Below are 24,911 nucleotides of genomic sequence, written 5' to 3' on the forward strand. Positions count from 1 at the left end.
ATATCGTATTAATCGTATTTGGCATCAAAATGACCTTGCCATTTTTCCTGAACCTTCAATACTTGTTCAATGACATCCCTTACGGCACCTTTGCCACCATTTTTATGGGATACATATTTTGATATTTCCTTTATTTCTGGTGCAGCATCTTGCGGGCAACATGGTAAGCCAACCAATTTCATGACTGGATAATCTGGAATATCATCTCCCATGTAAAGTACATTTTCAGATTTGATTTGGTAGGTATTTAAATATTCATCCAGTTGTTCGATTTTGTTATGGGCTCCTAAATAAATATCTGTAACTCCCAGACCACGTAGTCTTTCTCGAACTCCCTCATTGGTGCCTCCAGATATTATACATACTCTAAATCCTGATTGGATGGCAGTTTTTATGGCATATCCATCTTTTATATTCATGTTTCTTAGCATTTGCCCATCGGTGGTGACTATAATAGTTCCATCTGTTAGCACGCCATCAACATCAAAAATGAAGGTTGTAATATGTTCTAAGTATTCTTTATAACTTTTATCTTCCATGGGTCTTTTTTATAGAGTGGGTAAGGAGTTCATATATCTTTTTGTGTTCCTCCTTTTCAAGAAGCTTTAAATGTCTTCTTATGGTTTTTTTATCGTTTCTTTTAGCTGGTCCTGTTTGAGCCATGTATGGAGACATGTGTTGGACTTTTTGAGCCGTTTCCATGATAAGCGGTTTTAAAATATCAAAATCAATACTTTTAGAATCACTTATTTCATGTGCAATACGGTAAAGCTGATTCGTGAAATTATTAACAAATACAGCCGACAAGTGCAGTGTTTGTCGTTGTTCCGAATTAATGCGATACCATTTGCTGCCAATGCTTTCTGCCAATTGTTTTAAAATGTCTATGTCCTTCTTATCAAGTACTTCTATACAAATAGGAACATTTTCAAAAGATAGTTCGGCATCCTTACTAAAAGATTGTAATGGATAAAAGACACCTCGTCTGTTTTTTGAACTTAAATCATGAATGCCAACACTACCAGAAGTATGCACTACCAATCGATTTTCAAACGGCAATTGCTTTGAAATATTGGAAACCGCATCATCACTCACTGCAATAACATAGACATCTGCGTCTTCTAGTAAATTAAGATCATCAATGGTATTTACTTCATTCATGAAACTACTTATCTTACTAAAATCTCTATTAAACCATTGTTTAACAGTAACGTCTGGAGCCATTTTAAAGGCTTGATATAAATGAGAAGCTACATTTCCAGCTCCTATAATGCTCACTGAAATCATAACGCTAAAATACGCATTGTCTCATGATTTAAAAACCTAAGCCCTATCTTTGTTTTACCATGGAGAAAACAGATATTAAAAATAGGGAAGACATTCATAATTTGGTGGTTCAGTTTTATGGAAAAATAAGAAAACATGAGGTTTTAGGGCCTTTTTTCAATAACATAATCACCGATTGGGAAGCTCATTTTGAAAGACTAACCCAATTTTGGGAAGCCAATTTATTTTTAAAATCAAAATTTTTAGGAAACCCATTGAAGGTTCATGTTGAGGTCGATAGGCATTTTAATCATAGCATAACTCAAGAACATTTTGGATTGTGGTTGAATGAATGGGTTAATACCGTAGATGAATTATTTCAAGGTGATTATTCTGAAAATGCCAAAAGTAAGGCTCGTAAAATGTCAACCTTTTTGTTTTTGAACATTTATGCTGAAAGAAATAATAACTCTTGAATTAATTTTAACACCTATAAAGCAGGTTGCAGGTCTGTAAGTTAACAAAAACACTTACCTTTGCACGAGCTAAAAAAAGCCTCTCACAATGCAAAATAAACTTGCCAAAATCTTATTTTCAACAAGACTTACTGCCATTTTATTTATCGTTTTTGCCGCTGCCATGGCGACTGGGACTTTCTTGGATGCAGGTCAAGATACTTCACCAACTCCATTAACTAGAAATCTGATTTATAACGCCAAATGGTTTGAAGCCATTATGGCGCTTTTTGTAATCAATTTTTTGGGAAATATTTTTAGATACCAATTGCACAAAAAGGAAAAGTGGGCCTCTTTGTTACTGCATTTAGCCTTTATTTTTATCCTAGTTGGTGCTGGTATTACAAGGTATTTTGGCTTTGAAGGGATGATGCCTATTCGAGAGGGAGATACAGAAAATACCTTTTTTTCTCGGGAAACCTATATCACCGCCTACATTGATGGGGATTTTGAAATAAATGGACAACCACAAAGGCGAGTGGAAGAGGAAGTTGTGGATTTTTCTCCTAGAATGGATAACGAATTTCACCTTACAACGGATTATAATGGGCAACCTGTCACACTTGAAATGACCAAGTTTATTGGAGGTGCTGAGTTGGATGTGGTTCCAAATGATGAAGGTGAATCCTATTTAAAAGTGGTGGAGTCTGGAGGTGGAAGTCCTCATAATCATTTTCTAAAGGAAGGCGAAGTTCAAAGCATTCATAATGTGTTGTTTTCCTTGAACAAGCATGTAGATGGTGCAGTTAATATTACTTATGACCAAGGGAATTTACAAATTCAATCCCCTTTTGAAGGAGAGTATATGACTATGGCTACTGGAGAAACAGGTCAATTGGTTAAAGACAGCCTACAGCCATTAATATTAAGGTCAAGGTATGTTATTGGGTCTATGCAAATGGTATTTCCTAAACCAGTAATAAAAGGAACTTTTGATATCGTAAAGAAATCAACTTTACTTAAAGGGGATGAAGATGGCGTGGTTATGAAAGTGACTTCCAATAATGATACAAAATATGTGAGATTGCTTGGAGGGCAAGGGCACAGCGGTACCTTTGAACAAGTAGAAGTGGGCGGTTTGGATATTGCTGTTAAGTATGGTTCAAAAATAAGAGAATTGCCTTTTAGTATTAAGTTGAATGATTTTATTGCAGATAAATACCCAGGAACTGAAAAAAGCTATTCTGCTTTCGAAAGTGATGTGACTATTCTCGATGAAGAAGAAGGGGATTTTAATTACCGAATTTATATGAACCATATTTTGGATCATCGTGGGTATCGTTTTTTTCAATCAGGTTTTGATCCCGATGAAAAAGGAACCAAACTCTCAGTAAATCACGATCAAATGGGTACATGGGTAACTTATATTGGTTATTTCTTATTGTATTTGGGACTTATGGCTACTTTATTCTCAAGGGGGACACGATTTGGTGATTTGGGAAGAATGCTTAAAAAGACTAAGGAGAAAAAGGCAAAATTATTGGCTGCTCTTTTGATTTTTATATCCTGTTCTGTCTTTTCACAACATACCCAAGATGATGGTCATTCTCACACCAAACCAAACAGAGAGCAACTTGATTCCATTTTAAAACAACATATTACACCTAAGGAACACGCTGATAAGTTTGGTCATTTGGTTATTCAGGATTTAGGAGGAAGGATGATGCCTGTAAACACATATGCATCAGAAATGTTGCGGAAATTAAGTAAGTATGACACATATAAGGATTTTGATGCCAACCAAGTATTTCTTTCTATTCAGGAAAGTCCTTTGTTGTGGTGGAATGTTCCAATTATTCATCTAAAACCAAAAAAGGACGATTCTATTAGAAGCATCATTGGAATTGAAAAAACGCAAAAGTATGCGGCATTGGTTGATTTCTTTACTGAAAGAGGTGATTACAAATTAGGGCCATACCTTGAAGATGCTTATTCTGCGGGTATACCAAATGCGATACAAAACGAATTAAAGGAGATTGATCAACACGTTAACCTATTTTATAACACCATCGAGGGCGGATCTCTTAGAATTTTTCCTGTTCCAAATGATGAAAATAACAAATGGATTTCTTCATCTGAGTATAGACGAGATGGTTACAACGAGAAAATTGAAGATTCTTTATATGGTAATTTCATAAATAGTGGATTTAATGCCTATTTATTCACCTTGAACAATGCCAAACAAACTGGTGATTTTTCAAAGGCAGATGAGTTGTTGGAGTCTTTTAAACGAACTCAACAGCGATATGGAGGTGATGTGATGCTATCGGATAAAAAGATAAAAGCAGAAATATTATATAACAAATATGATATTTTCAAAAAGCTATTTAGCTGGTACATGTATGCTTCTTCGCTGTTATTTATAGTGCTTATTGTACAAATATTTAAGGAAAAGAGTAGAGGAATAACACTTTCAGTTTCTATTCTTAAGGGAATTGTATTGGTTTTATTTGGCCTTCATTTGGCAGGATTAATTGTGCGTTGGTATGTTTCAGGGCATGCGCCTTGGAGTGATGCATACGAATCGATGATCTATGTATCTTGGGCTGTGATGCTTTTCGGACTTATTTTAGGTCGAAAAAGTGATTTAACCATTGCTGCTGCAGCTTTTGTTACCTCCATGTTATTGATGATTGCCCATTGGAATTGGATGGATCCGGCAATAGCCAATTTACAGCCAGTGCTTGATAGTTATTGGTTGATGATACATGTAGCTGTTATTGTAGCGAGTTATGGTCCGTTTACCTTGGGAGCTATTCTTGGAATTGTCACGTTGTTCTTAATGGCTTTTACCAATAAGGATAACAAGAAAAAAATGGGAATCAATATTCAAGAATTGACCATTATCAATGAAATGGCCTTAACCGTTGGATTGGTTATGTTAACCATCGGAAACTTCTTGGGAGGAATGTGGGCCAATGAAAGTTGGGGACGTTATTGGGGTTGGGACCCTAAAGAGACTTGGGCCCTTATTAGTATTATGGTTTATGCCTTTGTAATCCATATGAGATTGGTTCCAGGATTAAGAGGCAGATTTGCTTTTAATTTGGCTTCCATCTTAGCGTTCCCTAGCATCATATTTACCTATTTGGGAGTAAATTTTTATTTGTCAGGACTTCATTCCTATCAATCTGGTCAAAAAATAGATAGTTACAACACCATTGGAATTGCTTTGGGACTTATAGCTATTTTGGCCTTTTTTGCTTTTAGAAAATATGCCAAGTTTTATAGAAAACCTTCTAAAACTGGAAATATATAAAGGGCTGGAAATCAGTTGAAAAAGCTTGGTAACAGATAACTCCTGTTATTACTGCTATCACACCTTTCATGTAAATAGGGCTGTTTGAATATAGATTTCCAATACCATCTTTAACACGTTGTGGAAGCCAATGGGTGATATACCCTATGAGCATAACCCAGAAGACCGCTTGGTAATGGGCAATGACATTAAGGGCATTTTGCCAATCCATGTTTGAGGATACTTGATGATAAAACTTGGAGATTTTTTCCATGTTTTCCCCTCGGAAGTAAATTCTGGTAAAGGTGATAAAAACAAAGGTGTTTAAAATTCTCCAAGCATGAACTAACCAATGGGTGCTTTTTTCATAAGGGCTTACACGTTTCCAATATTTGTAAACGACAATTCCAAGACCATTCAAGCCTCCCCAAATAACAAATTTCCATGAGGCACCATGCCACAAGCCACCTATCAACATGGTAAGCATCAAATTGATATTTGTATTGATGTGATTTCTAGCCGAAGTACTCAGCATGAGCAATAAATAGCCTATTAAGCATACACCCAGTATAACACAAACGATGATAAATTGGTCTCTAAAGGCCAAAAGCGTTCCTATTATAATGACTCCAAGAATGATATAGGATGCAGCAGTTCCATTTCGATTTCCTCCCAAAGGAATGTATAGATAATCGCGTAACCAGGTGGAAAGGGAAATGTGCCAACGTTTCCAAAAATCTCCTGCACTGTTAGCTTTATAGGGCGAGTTGAAGTTTACGGGAAGTTTGAAACCTAGTAGCATCGCCAAACCAATTGCTATATCTGTATAGCCCGAAAAGTCTCCATAAATTTGAAGTGAATAACCAATCATGGCCATGATGTTGGTAAACCCACTGTACATTTGAGGGGCATCAAAAACGGGATCTAGAAAATGCATTGCAATAAAATCAGCAAACAACATTTTCTTTATTAATCCTTTAATAATCAAGTAGGTTCCTGCGTCAAAATCTGATTTGGTAATTTCAGTAGGTTTTGAAATTTGTGGCACAAAACTTTCGGCTCTCACTATAGGACCAGCAACTAACTGAGGAAAGAAGCTCACATAAAAGCCAAAATCTAATATAGACTTAAGAGGTTTGACTTTATTTCTGTAGATATCCACACTGTAACTTATAGTTTGGAACGTATAAAATGAAATTCCTACTGGTAAGATGATTTTGTCAATCGTAAAATATGGTCGATTCATTATCTCATTTCCCCATTGACCCAACCAGTTAAAGACTTCATACTGGGTGTGAAAGAGAGAATTAAAGGAATCTGTAAAGAAATAGGCATATTTAAAATAACAGAGTACTAATAAATTAATGGTGACACTAGTTGTGACAAGGGCTAAACGCTTATTTTTATTGGAGCTGCGATAAATGGTCCGGCCAATAAAAAAGTCTACAAGCGTACTGAATATCAATATTCCAATAAATAATCCGCTTGTTTTGTAGTAAAAGAATAAGGAAGCCAAAAAGAGATAAACATTTCTTAGTGGAACCTTCTTATAGATGATGGCAAAGAAAAAATAAACCACCACAAAAAAGATCCAGAAATTGGCTTGGGTAAATATAAGAGGGAACTCTTCTGAAAAGGTGAAAATGTCGTAAAGTCTATTCATTCAAATGTTTGAAGTGGTTAAGTAGTTTGTTTTCGTCTCTTCGGGTACTTTGTGCCCATGCTTTAACTAAGGCCTCCATTAACAAATCCCCTTTAATGCTGTATCCCAGTTGTGTGAAGTGGATTCTATCTCTAATCATGAGGTGTTTTTTATACCATTTATGGGATGACCCGAGGCCTCCCATTATTTTGTACAAATCCCATACGGCCATATTATATTCTTGAGCTAGTTCTCCTATAATTTCTTGTTGTATGGCAGTATTTTTATTAGGATACCTTCTGCGGTAATAGTCATCATTTGGTACGGTCAATAAAATAGCACAATCGGGATTAATTCGTTGAATCATTTGTATGAATGATTTATAGTAAAATCTGAATTTCTCAGGATCAAAATCTTCAGCTTTTTTGTAAGCATCATTGGTGCCAATCGAAATAATGAATAAATCGGGGTGGTACATGGAAAGTTGACGTTCCAAATAAATACTTCTATTCAACCATGGGAAACTAGCCCCATTAACACCTAGAGTAGTGTATTCAATTCCTTTTAAGTGTGGATTTTCCAATTCCAATCCCATCAATAAAAATTCGGGATTTAATTTTGTTGAGTCCTTGACTTGAATCTCAATAGCTATGGAATCTACTTGGCGATTAAAAAAGTATTTTTTATAAAAATGCTTTTGGTCAATAGTATCCTTTAAGACTAAAGCAGAATCTAAAAAACGCAATCTATAGTCATCCTTCCAAGTGTTGTAAAAAATCTTTAAAGCATCAAATTGGTAGGGTTTTTTGGTTTCATTTTTATGGTTGGCTTTAATATAGATAGTATCCATACTCTCTCTAAAGGCCGCGGTTATTCCAGACATGCCCCAAGTAATACTATCCTTGGTCACAGAACAGCGATAACCTGTCCATAAATCTCTATTAGCTGAAACCCTATAACTCAAAGGATTATTAGTATGAGCTAAATGATAAGGAAATACAAAACCTCTTTGTCCCATAGATGAATCATTCATGTTATGGAAATAGGTTCTTAATTTATTCGAATAAAAGTCCGCTTGTATGTGGGACCCACCTATGTGAAAAATATGAAGCTTTTCTTGTTTGCCTTCGTAGATGTTGTCCAGCTTCTTAAAAAACTTTTGAAAAGTGGGGGCATTTTCCACATTTTCCAGTTTATTGGCTTCAAAGTCAATAAGCCTTCTTACGTCTTCCGGAATACTATCAAGCACATAGTTTTGTGAAAAACAGGCCGTATAAAAAAGAAGGACAAATAGGGGCAATTTGGAGATCATTCTACTTGATTTAGGTCTAGGTAAAGAGCCAAAAACAAGTGCTCAGAAATAATTTTGGTTCCAGAAGGAGCAAAATGGGTATAATCGGTAGCAGCCAATTTTTGTTCTACCCAGTAAGGCATTGAGTTTTCTCCACCCATGGCATCGTACATACTCCAAAAGGCGATACCATTTTTATTCATCTCTTCCCTTAGAACATTATTTAAATAAGGCAAAAGCGGATAGGTTTGCATATGACCATTTATAGAAGTACTCATGTCTGAAGGACCTATAAATAGAATTTTGGATTCTGGACATCGACGACTGACCCATTTAATATGATTTTTAATGTAGCGGGCATAATCTCTTACTTCCAGGGAATCTTTGATGTAAGGAATGGAATTGCCTCCATATTGAAAAATAAATAATTTAGGATCTAAATTTTGAGACATCGCTTTAAAATTGGTGGCATCCAAAGTAGCGAAAACCAAACCAGAGCCACCCCTCATGGCAACGTTATCTAGTGCAACTCCTTGTTGTCCGTCTAATGTAAGTCCATAAAAATCGGGGCTTATTTTACCTTCAAACTCATAGCGCAAGTTTTGCGGCGTACCTTGAAACAAAAGTTGGAAATTATGGTATTTTCCATCATTTATAAGGGAATCTTGAGTGATTAGATTGTTATCTTGATATACCTTAATACTGGTGGGGGATAAAGAATTTCCATAATGCAGACCTATCTTGTTGTATTGCATGTTACTGGCGTAAGACTTGGTAGGAGGGAATATTTGGATGCTGGCTTTACTGAAAGGAATACTGTCTAAATTCAAACTATCTGTAACGCCATAGAGACCTTCAGTAAATCTGGAAATGGAATTAAAGACACCATATTTCTTATGATCAAAACGTTTGGTGGTTGGGTCAAAATATGCATATCTAAACCAATTGTTTGAATGGGAAACATCATTGCTGATATTCTCATAAGATTGAACGATTGGAATAAAGCCAGGTCCGCTACCACCATAAATTTTTTGGATTCGATGTCTTAAATAGGCAGAAATCCTGTCACCTTCAAGCTGGGAATCACCGTAATGAATGATGCGACAGTTTTCGCCATTTAAAAAAGCATCCATTTCTGAGATGAATGCCATTTTGTTCTCAGGATAATCAATCCTGATTATTTTACTAGTGTCAATCTTCTTTAAATTAAGGATTTTAACAACCTTAGGTTTTGGTATTTGTGTGGAATCCGGTTTTTGATTTGGAGAACTATCGTCTTCTTCAATAGTATCTGGTATGACGTCTTCGATATTTTGAATTAGCTCATCAATCGATTTTTCTTTTTCTTCCTCAATACCCTTTTCTGAAAAAAATGTTTCAGAAGTGGGGTACTTTAGTCCAACCCCATTAATGAAAAAGCCTTCCTCATATATTCCATTATCATAGGTTACACGATGACTGAAGTGAGTCAAGCCGTAAAGAGCTAGCAATACAATAACAGAAAAAAGTAGGATTTTAAAAGGATGAAATTTCATAGTTCAATTGGTATGGACTAATATAAATACAAATGTTTAAAAAATTTCAAATGGAAGATTGAAATTTTAGCTTTTAAGATTACTTTGCACAGAAAATGAATAAGGTATGAAGCTATTAAAAGAGTTTAAGGAATTTGCGATAAAAGGAAACATGATGGATATGGCCATTGGGGTCATTATTGGAGCTTCGTTCAATAAAGTGGTGGATGTTATTGTCAAACAGATTATGCTGCCACCACTAAGTTTATTAACAGATGGCGTAAATTTTCAAAACAAAAAGATCATTCTAAAAGAAGCTATTCTTAGTCAAACGGGTGAAGTTCTTTCTGAGGAAGTGGCAATAGGTTATGGCGCTTTTGGTGAAGCCATCTTAGATTTTTTAGTTATTGGATTTACCATCTTTCTTGTTGTCAAATTTTTGAACCGTCTTAGGGAAAAATCGCATGATGTTAAGGATAAAACGGTAGCGACACCAAAGGATATAGAACTCCTCACCAAATTAACTGATTTGATGGAAGAACAAAATAAATTATTAAAAAAGTAATTGCGATTTAAAGTTTAATAGGGTCTTTCTCTAAATTTAAATCGGCTAACATGTCTTGAGTAAATTTGTAGTGACCCCTGCGGGTAATAATCCTGAATCTATGGTCTTTCATGCGGGTTAAAACATCCAAGAAGCGCCATTTAGATTTAAGTAATTTAGGCTTTTCTGATTTTAAGCTAATCTCAAAATAGTGCTTTCTTCCCGCTTTTTCTGCTACAATGTCCGGTGTAATGACAACATCTGATCCCTTTTTTAGGTAAGATTTTGGGGTTTCATAGCCTTCCACGTCGGCCTTAATGTTGTTGTAACCTAATTTCTCTAGATACGTTACTGATTCTTTTAAAAAAATTTCGTTTTCTGTTTTGTCTTGAGCTATCATACAATAAATATAGCGATAATTTTTAAAAATTTTGCTTAATGACATGTTAAAGGAAATATAGGTTATTGAAAATCATTTGTTTGAATGGTTTTGAAGTAGGTGGAAATTGATAAAATTAAATTCCATCCAAATAGTTTTAAAAACATTATTATTTTTGAGGCCAATCTGAATAAAACCCATCGAATGAAAATTGAGCAAATTTATACAGGATGTTTGTCCCAAGGGGCCTATTATATTGAAAGTGAAGGAGAGGTGGCTATAATAGATCCACTAAGAGAGATTCAAAATTATTTGGATCGCGCTGATGAGGCAAATGCAACCATCAAGTATATTTTTGAAACCCATTTTCATGCTGATTTTGTAAGTGGACATCTTACTTTGTCAAAAAGAACAGGAGCTCCTATCATTTATGGACCTTTAGCAAATCCATCCTTTGAAGCAATAATAGCCGAAGATGGTCAGACGTTTCAATTGGGAAAAGTTTCCATCACGGTGATGCATACACCAGGACATACTATGGAAAGTACAACCTATTTACTAAAGGATGAAAATGGTGAGGATTATGCTATTTTTAGTGGGGACACCTTGTTTTTAGGAGATGTTGGTAGACCAGATTTAGCGCAAAAAGCCGCCAATATGACTCAGGAGGATTTGGCAGGTTTGCTTTTTGAAAGCCTCAGGGAAAAAATCATGCCTTTACGTGATGAGGTTACCGTATATCCAGCTCATGGAGCAGGTTCAGCTTGTGGTAAGAATATGATGAAAATCACGGTTGATACTTTAGGTAATCAGAAGAAAATGAATTATGCTCTTCGCGCAGATATGACTAAAGAGGAATTCATAAAGGAGGTGACAGATGGGTTGACTCCTCCGCCTCAATACTTTCCTTTAAATGTTAAATTGAACAAGGAAGGTTATGAAGATATTGAAGATATTATAGAAAGAGGAGCCAGAGGGCTTTCCCCCGAAGAATTTGAATTAGCTGCTAATGAAACAGGAGCAATAGTTCTTGACGTTCGCCATCAAGATGAATTTGTTAAAGGGCATATCCCACAATCTATATTTATAGGAATTGATGGTGGTTTTGCACCTTGGGTTGGGGCTTTGATTGCAGATGTGCAGCAGTCCATTCTTTTGATCGCTCCAGAAGGAAGGGTAGAAGAGGCGATTACACGATTATCACGTGTTGGTTTTGATCAAACAATTGGTTACTTGGAAGGTGGTTTTGATTCCTGGAAGAAATCTGGAAAACAAATCGATTCCATCATTTCTATTTCTGCTGAAGAGTTTAAGGATAGACTTTCAACAGGTGATATTCCAGTTTTTGATGTTCGTAAAGAAGGAGAGTATCTGACTTCACATTTAAAACAAGCATTTCTGACTCCACTTGATTATTTAAACAATCATCTGGCTGAATTTCCTCAGGAAGAAACCTTTTACATGCATTGCGCAGGAGGATACCGATCGGTTATTGCTGCCTCCATTTTAAAAAGCCGAGGCATTCACAATTTGGTTGAAATTGCTGGTGGATTTGATGCCATGAAAGAGGCAGGTATTCCTGTTACCGATGAGGTTTGTCCTTCCACTCTTAAAAAATAGATTCTAGCTTTTTCAATTCGCGGTACTTTTTGTCGTATTGGTTTTGAATATTTTCAAATAAGGCCTCAGGTTGATTGGAATCCATTAGTTTTTGAAATCTCTTTTCCATTGGTATAAACTCTTGAATTTTTAGTGTAGGTGTTTCTGTATCTAATTGAAACGGATTTACACCTTCAGATATTAATTCAGGATTGTAGCGATATAAAGGCCAATGTCCTGAATTTACCACGGCTTGTATATGTTTTTTAGGGTGTTTCATGTCGATACCGTGGGAAGCAGAAGGGCAATAAGCCAATATAATTGATGGACCCTCGTATTGTTCCGCTTCAATTAAGGTCTTTAGTGCTTGCTCAGGATTTGCCATTAAGGCTATGGATCCTACATAGGCATGTTTATAAGTCATGGCTATTTGTCCTAAGTCTTTCTTTATTCTGGGTTTCGCTTGATATTGGAATTTTGCTGAGGCGCCAAATGGGGTAGCTTTAGAGGCTTGCCCTCCAGTGTTGTCATAAACCTCATTATCCAAAACTAATATGTTGATGTTTTCTTGCGACGCCAAGACATGATCAATCCCGCTAAACCCAATATCGTATGCCCATCCATCACCTCCAATACACCAAACACTTTTTTTAATGAGTTGCTCTAATTTTGAACTTAGTTTTAAAGCTTTATCTGAATTCATTTTCAACAGAATTACCTTGATTCGGCTTATGTCCATATTCATTTTTTGGAAGTCTACAGTTGTTTTTTGAGGGTTGTTCAAGACTTGTTCAATGAGATGATTTGGAATGTGATTTGAAAATGAAATAAGCTCGCTTTTCACTTTGGAATTTTGAAGTCTATTTGAAAGGGCAAAGCCTAAGCCCAATTCGGCATTATCTTCAAACAAAGAATTGGACCAAGCAGGACCATGACCTTCATCATTGGTTGACCAAGGGGTAGTAGGAAGCGCACCACCTATAATAGAACTGGCTCCTGTGGCATTGGCCACAAGCATGCGATCTCCAAAAAGTTGTGAAAGTACTTTGAGGTAAGGTGCTTGCCCACAGCCTTCCGGTCCGTAGGGATATTTATATAAAGGTTCTAAAAATTGTTGTTGTTTTAATTTGAATGGGTTTATTGAGGTACGATCCATTTCTGGAACTTTTGAAAGGGAATCCCAAAGCTCTTTTTTATCGGGTGTATTTTTGACCATTTTTAAAGCTTTGGTTTCGCAAAAATCAACGCAGTGATTACAACCTGTACATTGGTCAGGATTGATAGCTACGGAAAAGTATGTATCACTTTGCCAATCCTTATCATTAAATGGCTTGTAGGTCAGACTGGAAGGCATTTCTTCTATGTCTAAAGTACCAAGAGATTTTAATCTAATGGCACATTGCGGACAAGCCAAACTACATAAACCGCATTGCGTACAAGCATTCGAATCCCACTCTGGAATTTCTGCTCGGAAAAAGCGTTGGTTCAGTTCCGAAGTATTGGTATAATATGTGCCATCATTTGGGAATTCACTCACTGGCAATTCATTTCCTTCCCCATTTAAAATGGATTGAATAAACTCATGTACTTGCGAACCAGAGTCAGTCGGTTGATGGTTTAATTGCACATTTTCTATTTTGATTGGTTTCAAATAATCAGAAGTTTCCAATATTTTGATTTGATTGTGGTTTTTCATGATTTCAAATATCAATTCTGATAAATCCTTTTGAGGAATATGATAAAGTGTAATCCCTTTGTTTTTTAATTTGTCAAGACATATCTGGTTTAAGCTTACCTCAGTTTCAAGTTGATTTATGAAAAGGATGGTGTTTGCTTTCAATTTGGATAAAAATGATTGATGATTGAGTATATCCAAGGAATCCAAATAGAAATATTTTGGTTGCTGTATCAGATAAGGAGCCTTTATTGGGTTTTCTGAAATTCTTAAATGTGAGATTTCCAAATAGTCAGATTTTTTATAGCTTATTTCAGTATATCCTTGAACAAACTTTTCTGAATTTGACTGAAGTTTTTGACAGAATCTTTCAAGATTAAATGAATTAGTTTCGTTAGTTTTTTTTACCAGTTGTATCTCAACATTATAATTATAATTTAAGTTGAAACTCTCAGATATTTTGAGACTTTTGTGAGTTAAATCATCATTGATTCCCACCGTGAAATCAGTTTTTGGAGTTTCTGATTTGAGGTTTTCAAAAATAACTTGTACCATATTGGGAGTGAATTCTTTTGAAGACAAACCGTAACGTCCCCCCATAATTCTTGGAAGATGTTGTATGTTTTGAGTTTGAAATGCATCCAATAAAGTTTGTGATACATCTAAGAAAAGAGGTTCTTTAGCAGAACCGGGCTCTTTGGTTCGATCTAAAACGGCGATATTTTTAACCGATTTAGGTAAGGCATCCAAAAAGGCTTTTTTATAGAAAGGACGATATAATCTAACCTTGATCAATCCCAATTTTTCGTCTCTAAGATTTAAATGATTTATGGTTTCTTCTATTGTTTCGGCCCCAGAACCCATACAAACAATGATATGTTCTGCTTCAGGATGTCCGCAGTATTCAAAGATTTTATAGGATCGATTGGTGTATTTTGCAAATTCATCCATAATATTTTGAACTTGTGAAGCACAGGATTCATAAACTGGGTTTATGGCTTCTCTACCTTGAAAAAATGTGTCTGGTCCTTGGGATGTACCTTTTATTTTAGGGTTGAAAGGTGTTAATCTACGCTCAAAAAGATTGTTAGTCAATTCGTTTGGTTGGTAAAGCTGACTTATCACTTCATCTGAAATAGGCTCCAAAGTGTTGATTTCATGGGACGTCCTAAAACCATCATAAAAATGGATAAAAGGAATTTGGGTTTTGTGAGTGGCCACCTGCGCTATGAAAGAAAAATCATGAACTTCCTGTATCGAGTTAGCACACAACATGGCATACCCAGTTTGTCTAATGGCCATCACATCACTATGATCTCCAAAAACAGATAAAGCATGGGTTGCAATACTACGTGTGGGACAATGAATGACATGGGGAAGAAGTTCACCTGCCATTTTATACATGTTTGGCATCATTAAAAGTAAACCTTGTGATGCTGTAAAGGTAGTGGCCAAAGATCCGGTTTGAAGGGCGCCGTGAAGGGTTCCTGCAACACCACTTTCACTTTGCATTTCAATTACTTCGGGTATTTGACCAAACATATTTTTGTGACCCAAAGAAGCCCATTCTTCAACTGACTCTGAGATTTCAGAAGCTGGTGTAATAGGATAAATAGGGAATATTTCATTGGTCTTAAAAGCTACCTTAGCAACTTCTTTATTTCCAGTTGATACGATGTAATGAGAAGGTTTCATGATTCAAAAATTTTAAGCCCATTCAAAAAGGGAATGGGCTTAAAAACAGTTTACTTTACAATTTCGATTGAAACTGGTGTTGGATTGGTAATCATGTCATAAACAGGTGAGAATTTTGCCAATTCTTCCAACTGTTCTGGAGTAGCATCAGATTTTACTTTAAGTTTAAAGGTAATTCCATTGAATCCTTTTCTCATTTCAGGATCCAATCCTAAGAAACCTTGCAAATCTAAATCTCCTTCCAAAGACGCCTCAGCAGCTTCTATTTCAATTCCGTTGGCTGCTGCGTGATAAACCATAGCTCCAGTTAAACAAGATCCTAAAGCGTGAAGTACAACTTCTGGTGGTGTGGCCGCTTCATTATGTCCTAAAAGAACTTCTGGGTGGCTACATTCCATTGTAAAGGTTTCTTTTCTAGATTGGTCTTCTGCACCAACACCATAAAAGCTCTTGATACTAGACACACAGTGCCCACCATCAATCCAATTGTTTTTAGCTCTAAATTTGAATTTTGCTAATTCTGGATTCGTTTGAACAGCTCCTACTGTTTCAACTAATTGATCCACGTTTACTCCGTTTTTAATGTTTTCTGTAGTAATCATTTTTTTAAATTTTAATTGTTAAACATTGACAACCACATATATGCATTTGGCGTGCCAAAAAACATAAATACTTGTAAATCAAGAAAATAAACGAGATTGTGTATTTGGGAAGACTCACGAAATCTCGTGAATTCACGAAATTTCGTTACGGTTGATTACGAAAAATCGTTAAGATCAGGGTTTTATAATCTTTAAGGCCTTGATTTTTGAGGAGAGGGTGGTAGGTGGTAATTGAAGAAGTGCTGCTGCACCATTCTTTCCAGAAATTCTCCAATTGGTTCTTTCGAGTGCTTTAACAATATTCTCTTTTTCAAAGTCGGTTAATTGGGAGGCTGTCCAAATTGGATTGTCTGGGATTGCTTCAGATTTGATTTCATTTGGGCCTATAGAAGGAATAATAGAGCTTAGATTAACTTGTCCTTCTTGAGAGATTATAACGGCTCGTTCCATTAAGTTTTGTAATTCTCGAACATTTCCCGGCCATTGATAAGAGCTAAGAAGATTAATATCGGATTCTGAAAATTGTATTAATGGCTTGTTTAGTTTTTTGCAAAAATTTGCGACCATGTCATTGGCTATGTCACAAACATCATTGCCTCTTTCTTTAAGAGGGGGTATGTGAATGGGAAATACATTTAAACGATAGAAAAGATCTTCTCTAAAAGTGCCTTTCTCAGCCCGTTTCCTCAAATCCCTATGGGTTGCAGCAAGAATCCGCACATCCACTTTAATCGTTTTAGAACTTCCCAAAGGCTCAAATTCACCTTCTTGAATAACCCTTAGTAGTTTAGGCTGTAAATCAAGGGGTAGTTCGCCAATTTCATCCAAGAATAAAGTGCCAGAATGAGCAAGTTCAAACCGACCCTTTCTGTCTGTCGAAGCGCCTGTAAAGGCCCCTTTAACATGTCCGAACAGTTCACTTTCTATGAGATTAGAGGGTATGGCTCCACAATTTATTCTAATGAAAGGTTTGTCAAATCTGAAACTTGCTTGGTGAATGGCTTTTGCTACCAACTCTTTTCCAGTCCCTGTTTCTCCGGTAATTAAAACCGTAGCATCTGTTGTAGCCACTTGGTCTATCTGCCTTAAAACTTGGAGCATGGTTTCATGTTTCGCGGTAATACCATGATTGTTGGACTTTTCCTGTAACTCGGCTTCCAGATATTCCGTCTTCTTGGTTAAAAGTTTTATGGTATGTTCCGTCTTGATTTTATCTTCTATATTTCTAAAAATAATGAGGTATAAAAGTCCCTTTTCATCTTCAATCTTGCTCAAGGTCACCTCATGTATTGACAGGGTTTCGTTAGAGCCAATAACAGTGATGGGTTGGGGGAGAAATTTCTTAAATTTATTTTTTTCATTATTGGCAGCGTTAATTTCATCTTCTAAAAATTGAGCACTCGGTTCATCAAGAAAGAATAACAAATTTCTGTGAATAGCATCCATATTTTCAATCATGATGTTTGCAGACGGATTGGTCATTTGAATTTTGAAATCTTCTGAAATCATGATTATAGCATCCATGGCTCCATTAATAAGTCCTTGAAACTTGGCATTGGAAATCTCTAGATCATGTTTGGATTTGGCCAATTCCATTTGCATTTGGTCCAAGTGCCGATGTCTTTCAATCATAACAGATAAAACACCTTTAGAAAATCCCAAATCTGTTTGAATCAAGTGTAAAAAATCCTCTTGTTTAAGTAATAACAAGGTGGAATCTTCTGTACATGTTGCTGTGGCCGATCTTTCTTTTTGATCAATCAGTGCATATTCACCCAAACAATCCCCTGGTAGCGCTATATGAAATATATGATGCTCATCATGGATTTTAATTTCACCTTCCTTTATAATATACATAACATCTCCAGGCTCTCCTTTTTTGAAAATAATATCCCTTTGAGAGAATTCCTTTTTGATAAGAACGCTATCCAAATGCTTTAAAGAGTTCTCTGAGACTTTTGAAAAAAAAGAAACCGAGGAAAGAAATGAAATTGAAGGTATTTTGGTAGCCATTTGCTGTACTAATAGATAATTAAAGATATTAATAATTTTCAACTGCATTTATATAATGAATAGGAATTCAATTCATTAAGTATTTTCATTACCTTAGTAAGAACTAACTTAACTCTAAATTTCATGTCTTCAAGTAGACAATTGGCGGCTATTATGTTTACCGATATTGAAGGGTATACCTCTTTGATGAATAGAGATGAAGAAGAAGGCATTGAACTCCGAATAAAACATAGAAAAGCATTTGAAAGTACCACGGAGGCATATCATGGAACCGTTGTGCAATATTTTGGGGATGGAACCCTGAGTATTTTCAAAAGCACCGTTGAGGCTATTGATTGTGCCATTGAACTTCAAAAAGTTTATTTGGATTTGGACATCCCTGTGAGGATTGGAATCCATGTTGGGGATATTGTTTTATCAAATGATGATATTATAGGCGATGCGGTTAATGTGGCTTCAAGAATAGAATCGGGGGCCATTCCTGGGAGTATTTTAATATCAGATAAGGTTCATGATCAAGTTAGAAATCACCGTCATATACAAACGGTTTTTTTAGATGCTTTTGAACTCAAAAATGTGGATGGGACCACACCGGTTTTTGCTATTTCTAATGAATTTATTAAAGTGCCAACGGTTGAGGAGGTTCGAAGTAAAATGAAACTAGCCAAAGGAGATATATCCCATTCAAAAAGTTCTAGAAAAATAAAGGTGCTTTCTGTTTTGTTGGTTTTATTGGTTTTGGCATTTGCAGCCTATTTTTTTGCCACTAAGGAGCCTTCCAATAAGTTGTCAATTGCCGTACTACCATTCAGTAATTTAAGTTTGGAAGAAAACTCAGATTTGTTTCGGGATGGTATCACGGAGGATATCCTGACCAACCTTTCAAGGTTGCATGATTTACATGTAATTTCCAAGACTTCGGTTATGAAGTACAAGGATTCAAAAAAAACAATTCCCGAAATAGCTGAGGAATTGGGGGTGACTTTTATTTTGGAAGGAAGCATAAGAATGCAAGGAAATCAAATAAGAGTAACAGCCCAATTAATTGATGCCAAGAATGATGAATTTATTTGGGCCGAAGATTATGACAAAACTTTGACAGATATTTTCTTGATTCAATCCCAGCTTTCCGAAGAAATAGTCGAAGCATTACAGTTAAGTCTCACAGACGAACAACAGGCTGAAATGAAAATCATTCCTACCAAAAACATTGAAGCTTACCAGTTGTTCCTAAAAGGAAAACAGGAGGCAGATAAGCGGACAAAAGAGAGCATTGAAAAAAGTATTGATTACTACAACCAAGCCTTGGCACTTGATCCCAATTATGCTGAGGCCTATGCAGAGATAGCCAATTCTACCTTCCTCATGTCTTATTATGCCAATGCTGATCCAGAGGAAACTTCAAAAAGGGCCAAGGAATTTTTGGAGAAGGCAGAAAATATAAATAATAGAATTGCGCGGATTTACACGGTTAAAGGTTTACTCTTCAATCATGAAAAGAACTATCCAGAAGCAGAAAAGGCATTTGAAAAAGCTATATTTCTTTCACCCAATGACATTACGGCTAGACATCAGTATGCTACTTATTTTTATTATACCGAACAATTTGAAAAGCAATTGGAACAAACCAAAATTGCCTATAGTTTAGACCCGCTGTCATTTGCTACCGCTTCAAGCTATTTTAATGCTTTAGTGACCAATGGCTTATTTGAAGAAGCTGAAAAAATGATTAAGCATATTTCTGAAACATATGATGAGAGCGATCCGTTTATAATAAACAGATTGTATATGAGATTATATATGTCTAAACCTGATTATAAAAAAGCTATTAAACCACTTCGGGAATTGGTTGCAAAAGACCAAAATTACCTACGTTTCTTAGGTTATAGTTATGGCCAAATTGGAGATACAGCTGCCGCTTACAGAGTGATAGATAGTATCAGACAGCTTCCTTTTGGTCGCATGACCAATCACCGTATTGCCGTTGTTTTTGCCGGAATGGATATAAAGGACAGTGTTTTTTATTATTTGGACTCGGCAAGAAACAAAAGTAATTTCTTTGATCATCACTCTTTATATTATTTTGACTCTATCAAGAAGGACCCACGTTACAACGGTTTGTTAAAGCAGCATGAATTACTTGAATAATTCGGTATGTGTAACTTGGGATACTGTGTCCTTCGTTTCTTTTTGCGACCTTATGATAAATATAAGTACTATGAAAACTTTGTTTGGAAAAACATGGATTGTAATGGTTGCAATTATGTTTACTGTGGGGTTTGGTTTTTCATCTTGTAGTGATGACGACAATGAAACTGCAACACCCCAATTGATCAATGCGAATCTAACCGATTCTGAAGAGGAAGCACTTCTTTTTATGTTGGAAGAAGAGAAGCTGGCACGAGATGTTTATATTTACCTGGGTAATTTGTGGGGTACCAATCAATTTTTGAATATCAAGCAAAGTGAACAAACACATATGGATGCTGTTAAATCACTTATAGATAAATATGATGTATCCTATGAGATTTTACCTGTAGGCTCTTTTAATAATCAAGAGCTACAATTCCTTTACAATACTTTGATTGAACAAGGTTCCCAAAATGTTCTTTCAGCATTAAATGTTGGAGCAGGTATTGAGGATTTGGATATTGTGGATCTGCAGAATTATTTAGATGAAATGGATCGCCCAGATATTGTTGCCGTTTTTGAAAGCCTTCAATGCGGCTCAGAAAACCATTTGAGAAGTTTTGTATTTGGTATTACCAATTTAGGAGAAGATTATGTTCCTAGTTATTTAACTCCTGAGCTTTATGAGAGTATTTTGAATTCTGAACAACAATCTTGTTTATAAGAGTAAATAAAGTCTATTATTTGATTTTTGATATTAAAAATGTAACATTTGAAGGTGCTTGACGACCTATAATTGAATCAATCAAAAAAAACATCATGAGAGAAGATAAACAATTATTAGTCGTTACCCATCTAAGTCAGTTACTGACATGCCTGACAGGCTTTGGTGGACTCCTAGTACCCTTAGTTTTATGGGGAACACAAAAGGATAAGGTATTTGCCATGGATAAACAGGGCAAGGAAATAATCAATTTTCAATTGAGTATTATCATTTATTCGCTTATATGTATACCGTTAATTCTATTGTTGGGACTGGGGGTTTTAGGGCTTATTATCATAGGCTTAATTTCCATTGCTTTTCCTATTATAAATGCAATTAGGGCCAATAACAATGAAGTTACGAATTACCCGATGTCGATTCGTTTTATAAATTAGACCAATAAAAAAAGCTCATCTTTTATGATGAGCTTTTCTATTGGTATTCATTTATTTTGGTTAACTGTTTAGCATTACTGGCATTACCAACATGGTTACATATTCCCCTTCATCAAGTCCATCTACTGGAGTTAAAATTCCAGCGCGATTTGGCAAACTCATTTCTAATTGTACATCGTCTGAGCTTAGGTTGTTCAACATTTCAGTAAGGAATCGAGAGTTGAATCCAATTTGCATGTCGTCTCCTTGGTAATCACAGGTCAAGCGCTCTTCGGCTTTATTGCTGTAATCGATATCTTCTGCAGAAATATTTAATTCGGCACCAGCAATTTTTAAACGAATTTGATGGGTTGTTTTGTTTGAGAAGATACTCACACGACGAACCGAGTTTAAAAATTGAGTTCTATCAATTACTAATTTGTTTGGGTTTTCTTTAGGGATGACTGCTTCATAATTAGGATATTTTCCATCAATCAAACGACAAACCAATTCCACATTGTCAAAAGAAAACTTAGCATTAGAATCGTTGTACTCAATATTGACGTTTTCATCACTAGTGGCCAGTATTCCCTTCAAAAGGTTTAAAGGTTTCTTTGGCATAATGAACTCGGTCGTTTGACCAGCCTGTACATCTTCTCTAGAGTATTTAACCAGCTTATGAGCATCAGTTGCTACAAAGGTTAATCCTTCTGTTGAAAATTGAAAGAAAACACCACTCATTACTGGTCTCAAATCGTCATTACCAGCTGCAAAAATAGTTTTACTGATAGCAGTAGCCAATATATCGGCAGAAACTAATGTGGATTGAGAATCCTCTAAGGTAACCGCATTCGGGAACTCATTCCCATCGGCATAAGCCAAAGTATATTTTCCATGATTGGAACTGATTTCTACCGTATTGTTATCTTCAACAACAAAGGTCAAAGGTTGCTCTGGAAATGTTTTTAAAGTATCCAATAACATTCTGGCTCCAACTGCTATACTACCAGAACTATCACTTTCTACTTCCAATTTGGCAGACATGGTGGTCTCCAAATCACTGGCAGAAATAGTCAATTCTGTTTCATTCAATTCAAAAAGAAAATTATCTAAAATAGGTAAGGTGTTGGAATTATTGATAACACCACCAAGTACTTGCAGTTGCTTAAGTAAATAGGTGCTTGATACTATAAATTTCATGTATTCAGAATCCTTAAAGTTCGTTTAATTACTATCTACAAATATATTTGATTGCTCCTAATATCGGAAACAAACTTATTAACATTTAGGCTGCGTACTTTTTCTTTCTAAGGTAATTAAACAACATACCAAAGATGCCTAACAGAACGAGCGGACAGACAATGTTTATAAGTTGCCACTTTGTTTTTTCTTCACTTACTTTATTCATGTCCAAAAAGGCCATTTTGATATCTTTGGATCGAATGTTTATAAGTCCGCTGTCATCTAGAAGATAATTCACGCAATTCAAAAGGAATTCTTTGTTGCCATAAAGTTGGCCAGAGCTTCTGTCAAAACCTAATTCCAAAGGGCCATTTTTACCCAAATCATTTTTAATGATATCACCATCTCCCACAATAATCATTTTAGAGGATACACCATTGTCTTGACTATCTTTTAAATCAAATGGCTTGATTCTATTGTTATATACGGAAGTGAATGATCCCTCTAAAAGAACAGCTAAATTTAGATTCGGTTTGGTGTACATTTTAGGATCCGGTTCTTCGGTGGTCATACTCAAATCAATTTCCCTAGGAACACCATCCAATTTGGATAATATAGAACTTTTTAAAAGAATGGTCTTATGAATGTCGTTCTTAAGAGTGTCTATAGGACTAGCAAAATCAAATTTCACCCGATTGATGTTCTTCACAATAGGATGATGGTTTTCTGGATCAACCAAAGGAGAATAGAACCAAGGGAAAGGTTGAAAACGAGCTTCACTGCCTTCACCTGTTGCCAATAAAATAGGAGCAGAGTAGAGGTCATTAACCAAATCTGGATTCACCCTCACACCATATTTAAAAAAGAAATCGGTCATGTTTAAATCCCTTTGAATTGCATATCCTTTTCCTGTTTGGAAGAGGCTATCCATTTCCATATTCACAGCATCAAACATCCAAAGACTTTTACCCCCATTCATGGTGTATTGATCCAAAACAAACTTCTCTTCCTCTGTAAAAGGCTCAATGGGTTTAGCCGAAATAATAAGATCATAATTTTTGAGATCACGCAAGGTCTTCTCCGGATTACGGCTCACGCTATCTAAAGTAAACGGGGCGATGTAGTAATAGTCTTTAATGGTTTTAACAAAGTCAAAAATATAACCATCACCTAATTGTCCATTCCCTTTAAGAATAGCAATTTTTTTACTTTTTGGATGAATAAGCTTGTTAAGACCATCTGCAAAGCCATACTCTAAATGTTGTACAGAATTGGTGACTAAATCCTGTTGTGTAGCGCCCATTTTATTCTTAATCAATGGGATAATCACCGTTTCTTCATTATAACTAGCAAGCGCCCACGGAAAAACAACTTCATAACTACTTTTGCCTTGTTCTTCAACTGACAGTTGCATTGGGGTCATACCCCGAGCGTTCAATTGTTGGATGTTATTTTGACGATTTTTTTCGTCTTCAATGGGGTTGATAAAATTAAAGGTAATTAACCCATTTTTAGATTCAAATTCTTCTAATAGTTGCTTCGTTTCATCCTGTAACCTTCTAAATTCCGAAGGAAAACTTTCTCCTTCCAGAAAAACGTCGATGACAACTGGTGAATTAACTTCTTCAATCATTTTTACCGTCGCCGGATTCAAAGTGTATCTTTGATCAGCAGTTAAGTCAAAACGTTTGTAAACCGATTGTGTAAAAACTAATACGACCAATCCCAATCCTAAAACGATAAAAACTTTAGAATCATTTTTACCGATACGACGGTTATTAATTTTTAGAGTTGTTGCGGCTATAAATAAAAGAGCGATAAATAAAAAATAGACAATATCCCGGGTATCTAAAACACCACGTCCCATACTCTTAAAATGGTAGCTCATACCAAATTTTTCAATCAATGTACTAGAGCTAAATTCAGCAACCCCTTCAAACCCTATGTAAAAGAAAAAACATAGAAATACCGCAATGATAAAAGACACGATTTGATTTTCTGAAAGGGTAGAAGAAAATACTCCTATAGCTGTATAGGCAGCTACCAAAAACAACAATCCAAAGTATGAGCCAAGGGTACTTCCCATATCTAAGTTGCCCGTTGGAAGACCCAATTCATAAACAGTATAAATGTAGAGCAGTGTGGGGATAAGTGCCAAAATGATAAGTACAAATGATCCCAAATATTTTCCAAGAACGATTTGTAAATGTGAAATGGGTTTTGTGAGTAACAACTCTAGGGTTCCTTGCTTCTTTTCATCAGAGAAACACCTCATGGTCACGGCAGGAACCAAAAATAAAAGAATCCATGGAGCTAATAAAAAGAACGAGGATAAGTCGGCAAAACCATTATCCAAAACATTAAACTCCCCTTTGAACAACCAAAGAAACAGGCCATTGAGTAATAAAAAAACGGCAATGACTAAGTAACCTATTGGAGATGCAAAAAACGAATTGATTTCTTTTCTAAAAAGGGCAAACATAATTGGT

The 24,911-nt window shown here is 35.8% G+C and carries 18 protein-coding genes; 7 read left to right on the top strand and 11 right to left on the bottom strand.

What is annotated here, in order from left to right; genetic code table 11:
- Positions 1-8: 8 nt before the first annotated feature.
- Both ZA07_RS12255 and ZA07_RS12260 read right to left on the bottom strand, forming a co-directional pair.
- Positions 9-539: an HAD family hydrolase gene (locus ZA07_RS12255; protein ID WP_053971960.1), complete on the bottom strand. Its 531-nt coding sequence runs from the start codon at positions 537-539 to the stop codon at positions 9-11.
- Positions 529-1,287, bottom strand: coding sequence for a Rossmann-like and DUF2520 domain-containing protein (locus tag ZA07_RS12260; protein WP_053971961.1), 759 nt, complete (start codon positions 1,285-1,287; stop codon positions 529-531). Before ZA07_RS12260 ends, ZA07_RS12255 begins: the two co-directional genes overlap by 11 nt.
- Before the next feature lie 59 nt (positions 1,288-1,346).
- Between ZA07_RS12260 and ZA07_RS12265 the strand changes: the two genes are divergently transcribed.
- Together ZA07_RS12265 and ccsB are read left to right on the top strand one after the other, a co-directional pair.
- On the top strand, positions 1,347-1,742 hold the full coding sequence (locus tag ZA07_RS12265; protein ID WP_053971962.1) for a group III truncated hemoglobin: 396 nt from the start codon (positions 1,347-1,349) through the stop codon (positions 1,740-1,742).
- 88 nt (positions 1,743-1,830) lie between these two features.
- Positions 1,831-5,040, top strand: coding sequence for a c-type cytochrome biogenesis protein CcsB (gene ccsB / locus ZA07_RS12270; RefSeq protein ID WP_053971963.1), 3,210 nt, complete (start codon positions 1,831-1,833; stop codon positions 5,038-5,040).
- Here the strand turns inward: ccsB and ZA07_RS12275 are convergent.
- From ZA07_RS12275 to ZA07_RS12285, 3 genes are read right to left on the bottom strand one after another with little or no spacing between them, the layout of a single operon-like run.
- Positions 5,021-6,682, bottom strand: a complete 1,662-nt coding sequence (locus tag ZA07_RS12275; protein WP_053971964.1) for an MBOAT family protein — start codon at positions 6,680-6,682, stop codon at positions 5,021-5,023. The genes ccsB and ZA07_RS12275 overlap by 20 nt on opposite strands.
- Positions 6,675-7,973 (bottom strand): GDSL-type esterase/lipase family protein, encoded by a 1,299-nt coding sequence (locus ZA07_RS12280; RefSeq protein ID WP_053971965.1) that lies wholly within the window; start codon positions 7,971-7,973, stop codon positions 6,675-6,677. Before ZA07_RS12280 ends, ZA07_RS12275 begins: the two co-directional genes overlap by 8 nt.
- Entirely contained in the window at positions 7,970-9,487 is a 1,518-nt protein-coding gene (locus tag ZA07_RS12285) for a hypothetical protein (RefSeq protein ID WP_053971966.1), read from the bottom strand. The genes ZA07_RS12280 and ZA07_RS12285 overlap by 4 nt, the downstream gene beginning before the upstream one ends.
- Positions 9,488-9,593: 106 nt before the next feature.
- Here ZA07_RS12285 and mscL point away from each other — a divergent pair, with 106 nt between their 5' ends.
- Complete coding sequence (gene mscL / locus ZA07_RS12290; protein ID WP_053971967.1) at positions 9,594-10,031, top strand: large conductance mechanosensitive channel protein MscL; 438 nt, start codon at positions 9,594-9,596, stop codon at positions 10,029-10,031.
- 7 nt (positions 10,032-10,038) lie between these two features.
- Here mscL and ZA07_RS12295 read toward each other — a convergent pair whose 3' ends face one another.
- Entirely contained in the window at positions 10,039-10,410 is a 372-nt protein-coding gene (locus ZA07_RS12295; protein ID WP_053972139.1) for a hypothetical protein, read from the bottom strand.
- Positions 10,411-10,593: 183 nt separating this feature from the next.
- Between ZA07_RS12295 and ZA07_RS12300 the strand changes: the two genes are divergently transcribed.
- Entirely contained in the window at positions 10,594-12,009 is a 1,416-nt protein-coding gene (locus ZA07_RS12300; protein WP_053972140.1) for a rhodanese-like domain-containing protein, read from the top strand.
- Here the strand turns inward: ZA07_RS12300 and ZA07_RS12305 are convergent.
- From ZA07_RS12305 to ZA07_RS12315, 3 genes are all read right to left on the bottom strand, one after another.
- Positions 11,999-15,358 (bottom strand): thiamine pyrophosphate-dependent enzyme, encoded by a 3,360-nt coding sequence (locus tag ZA07_RS12305; RefSeq protein WP_053971968.1) that lies wholly within the window; start codon positions 15,356-15,358, stop codon positions 11,999-12,001. The two genes, ZA07_RS12300 and ZA07_RS12305, sit on opposite strands and share 11 nt — an antisense overlap.
- Before the next feature lie 50 nt (positions 15,359-15,408).
- Positions 15,409-15,960 (bottom strand): OsmC family protein, encoded by a 552-nt coding sequence (locus ZA07_RS12310; RefSeq protein WP_053971969.1) that lies wholly within the window; start codon positions 15,958-15,960, stop codon positions 15,409-15,411.
- Positions 15,961-16,134: 174 nt separating this feature from the next.
- Complete coding sequence (locus ZA07_RS12315) at positions 16,135-17,973, bottom strand: sigma 54-interacting transcriptional regulator (protein WP_053971970.1); 1,839 nt, start codon at positions 17,971-17,973, stop codon at positions 16,135-16,137.
- Between the two features lie 123 nt (positions 17,974-18,096).
- Here ZA07_RS12315 and ZA07_RS12320 point away from each other — a divergent pair, with 123 nt between their 5' ends.
- The 3 genes from ZA07_RS12320 (at position 18,097) to ZA07_RS12330 (ending at position 21,261) form a co-directional block, all read left to right on the top strand.
- Complete coding sequence (locus ZA07_RS12320; protein WP_053971971.1) at positions 18,097-20,121, top strand: adenylate/guanylate cyclase domain-containing protein; 2,025 nt, start codon at positions 18,097-18,099, stop codon at positions 20,119-20,121.
- A gap of 70 nt (positions 20,122-20,191) precedes the next feature.
- Positions 20,192-20,827 carry a DUF2202 domain-containing protein gene (locus tag ZA07_RS12325; RefSeq protein ID WP_053971972.1) on the top strand — a complete coding sequence of 212 codons (636 nt, stop codon included), beginning with the start codon at positions 20,192-20,194 and terminating at the stop codon, positions 20,825-20,827.
- Positions 20,828-20,922: 95 nt separating this feature from the next.
- A complete protein-coding gene (locus ZA07_RS12330) occupies positions 20,923-21,261 on the top strand; it encodes a DUF4870 domain-containing protein (RefSeq protein WP_053971973.1) in 339 nt (112 codons plus the stop codon).
- A gap of 60 nt (positions 21,262-21,321) precedes the next feature.
- Here the strand turns inward: ZA07_RS12330 and dnaN are convergent, their stop codons facing one another.
- The gene (dnaN, locus tag ZA07_RS12335) at positions 21,322-22,440 is read right to left on the bottom strand and encodes a DNA polymerase III subunit beta (protein WP_053971974.1); all 1,119 of its coding nucleotides are present in this window, start codon (positions 22,438-22,440) and stop codon (positions 21,322-21,324) included.
- An 85-nt stretch (positions 22,441-22,525) separates the two neighbouring features.
- Positions 22,526-24,904 (bottom strand): gliding motility-associated ABC transporter substrate-binding protein GldG, encoded by a 2,379-nt coding sequence (gldG, locus tag ZA07_RS12340; RefSeq protein WP_053971975.1) that lies wholly within the window; start codon positions 24,902-24,904, stop codon positions 22,526-22,528.
- Positions 24,905-24,911 lie beyond the last annotated feature (7 nt).

Origin of the sequence: Mangrovimonas sp. ST2L15, from assembly GCF_001280515.1 — a bacterium.
Lineage (GTDB): Bacteria > Bacteroidota > Bacteroidia > Flavobacteriales > Flavobacteriaceae > Mangrovimonas > Mangrovimonas futianensis.

Excerpts from the sequence above, each read along its gene's own strand:
- ZA07_RS12255 (WP_053971960.1), bottom strand. The coding sequence starts at position 539 with ATGGAAGATAAAAGTTATAAAGAATACTTAGAACATATTACAACCTTC.
- ZA07_RS12260 (WP_053971961.1), bottom strand. The coding sequence starts at position 1,287 with ATGATTTCAGTGAGCATTATAGGAGCTGGAAATGTAGCTTCTCATTTA.
- ZA07_RS12265 (WP_053971962.1), top strand. The coding sequence starts at position 1,347 with ATGGAGAAAACAGATATTAAAAATAGGGAAGACATTCATAATTTGGTG.
- ccsB (WP_053971963.1), top strand. The coding sequence starts at position 1,831 with ATGCAAAATAAACTTGCCAAAATCTTATTTTCAACAAGACTTACTGCC.
- ZA07_RS12275 (WP_053971964.1), bottom strand. The coding sequence starts at position 6,682 with ATGAATAGACTTTACGACATTTTCACCTTTTCAGAAGAGTTCCCTCTT.
- ZA07_RS12280 (WP_053971965.1), bottom strand. The coding sequence starts at position 7,973 with ATGATCTCCAAATTGCCCCTATTTGTCCTTCTTTTTTATACGGCCTGT.
- ZA07_RS12285 (WP_053971966.1), bottom strand. The coding sequence starts at position 9,487 with ATGAAATTTCATCCTTTTAAAATCCTACTTTTTTCTGTTATTGTATTG.
- mscL (WP_053971967.1), top strand. The coding sequence starts at position 9,594 with ATGAAGCTATTAAAAGAGTTTAAGGAATTTGCGATAAAAGGAAACATG.
- ZA07_RS12295 (WP_053972139.1), bottom strand. The coding sequence starts at position 10,410 with ATGATAGCTCAAGACAAAACAGAAAACGAAATTTTTTTAAAAGAATCA.
- ZA07_RS12300 (WP_053972140.1), top strand. The coding sequence starts at position 10,594 with ATGAAAATTGAGCAAATTTATACAGGATGTTTGTCCCAAGGGGCCTAT.
- ZA07_RS12305 (WP_053971968.1), bottom strand. The coding sequence starts at position 15,358 with ATGAAACCTTCTCATTACATCGTATCAACTGGAAATAAAGAAGTTGCT.
- ZA07_RS12310 (WP_053971969.1), bottom strand. The coding sequence starts at position 15,960 with ATGATTACTACAGAAAACATTAAAAACGGAGTAAACGTGGATCAATTA.
- ZA07_RS12315 (WP_053971970.1), bottom strand. The coding sequence starts at position 17,973 with ATGGCTACCAAAATACCTTCAATTTCATTTCTTTCCTCGGTTTCTTTT.
- ZA07_RS12320 (WP_053971971.1), top strand. The coding sequence starts at position 18,097 with ATGTCTTCAAGTAGACAATTGGCGGCTATTATGTTTACCGATATTGAA.
- ZA07_RS12325 (WP_053971972.1), top strand. The coding sequence starts at position 20,192 with ATGAAAACTTTGTTTGGAAAAACATGGATTGTAATGGTTGCAATTATG.
- ZA07_RS12330 (WP_053971973.1), top strand. The coding sequence starts at position 20,923 with ATGAGAGAAGATAAACAATTATTAGTCGTTACCCATCTAAGTCAGTTA.
- dnaN (WP_053971974.1), bottom strand. The coding sequence starts at position 22,440 with ATGAAATTTATAGTATCAAGCACCTATTTACTTAAGCAACTGCAAGTA.
- gldG (WP_053971975.1), bottom strand. The coding sequence starts at position 24,904 with ATGTTTGCCCTTTTTAGAAAAGAAATCAATTCGTTTTTTGCATCTCCA.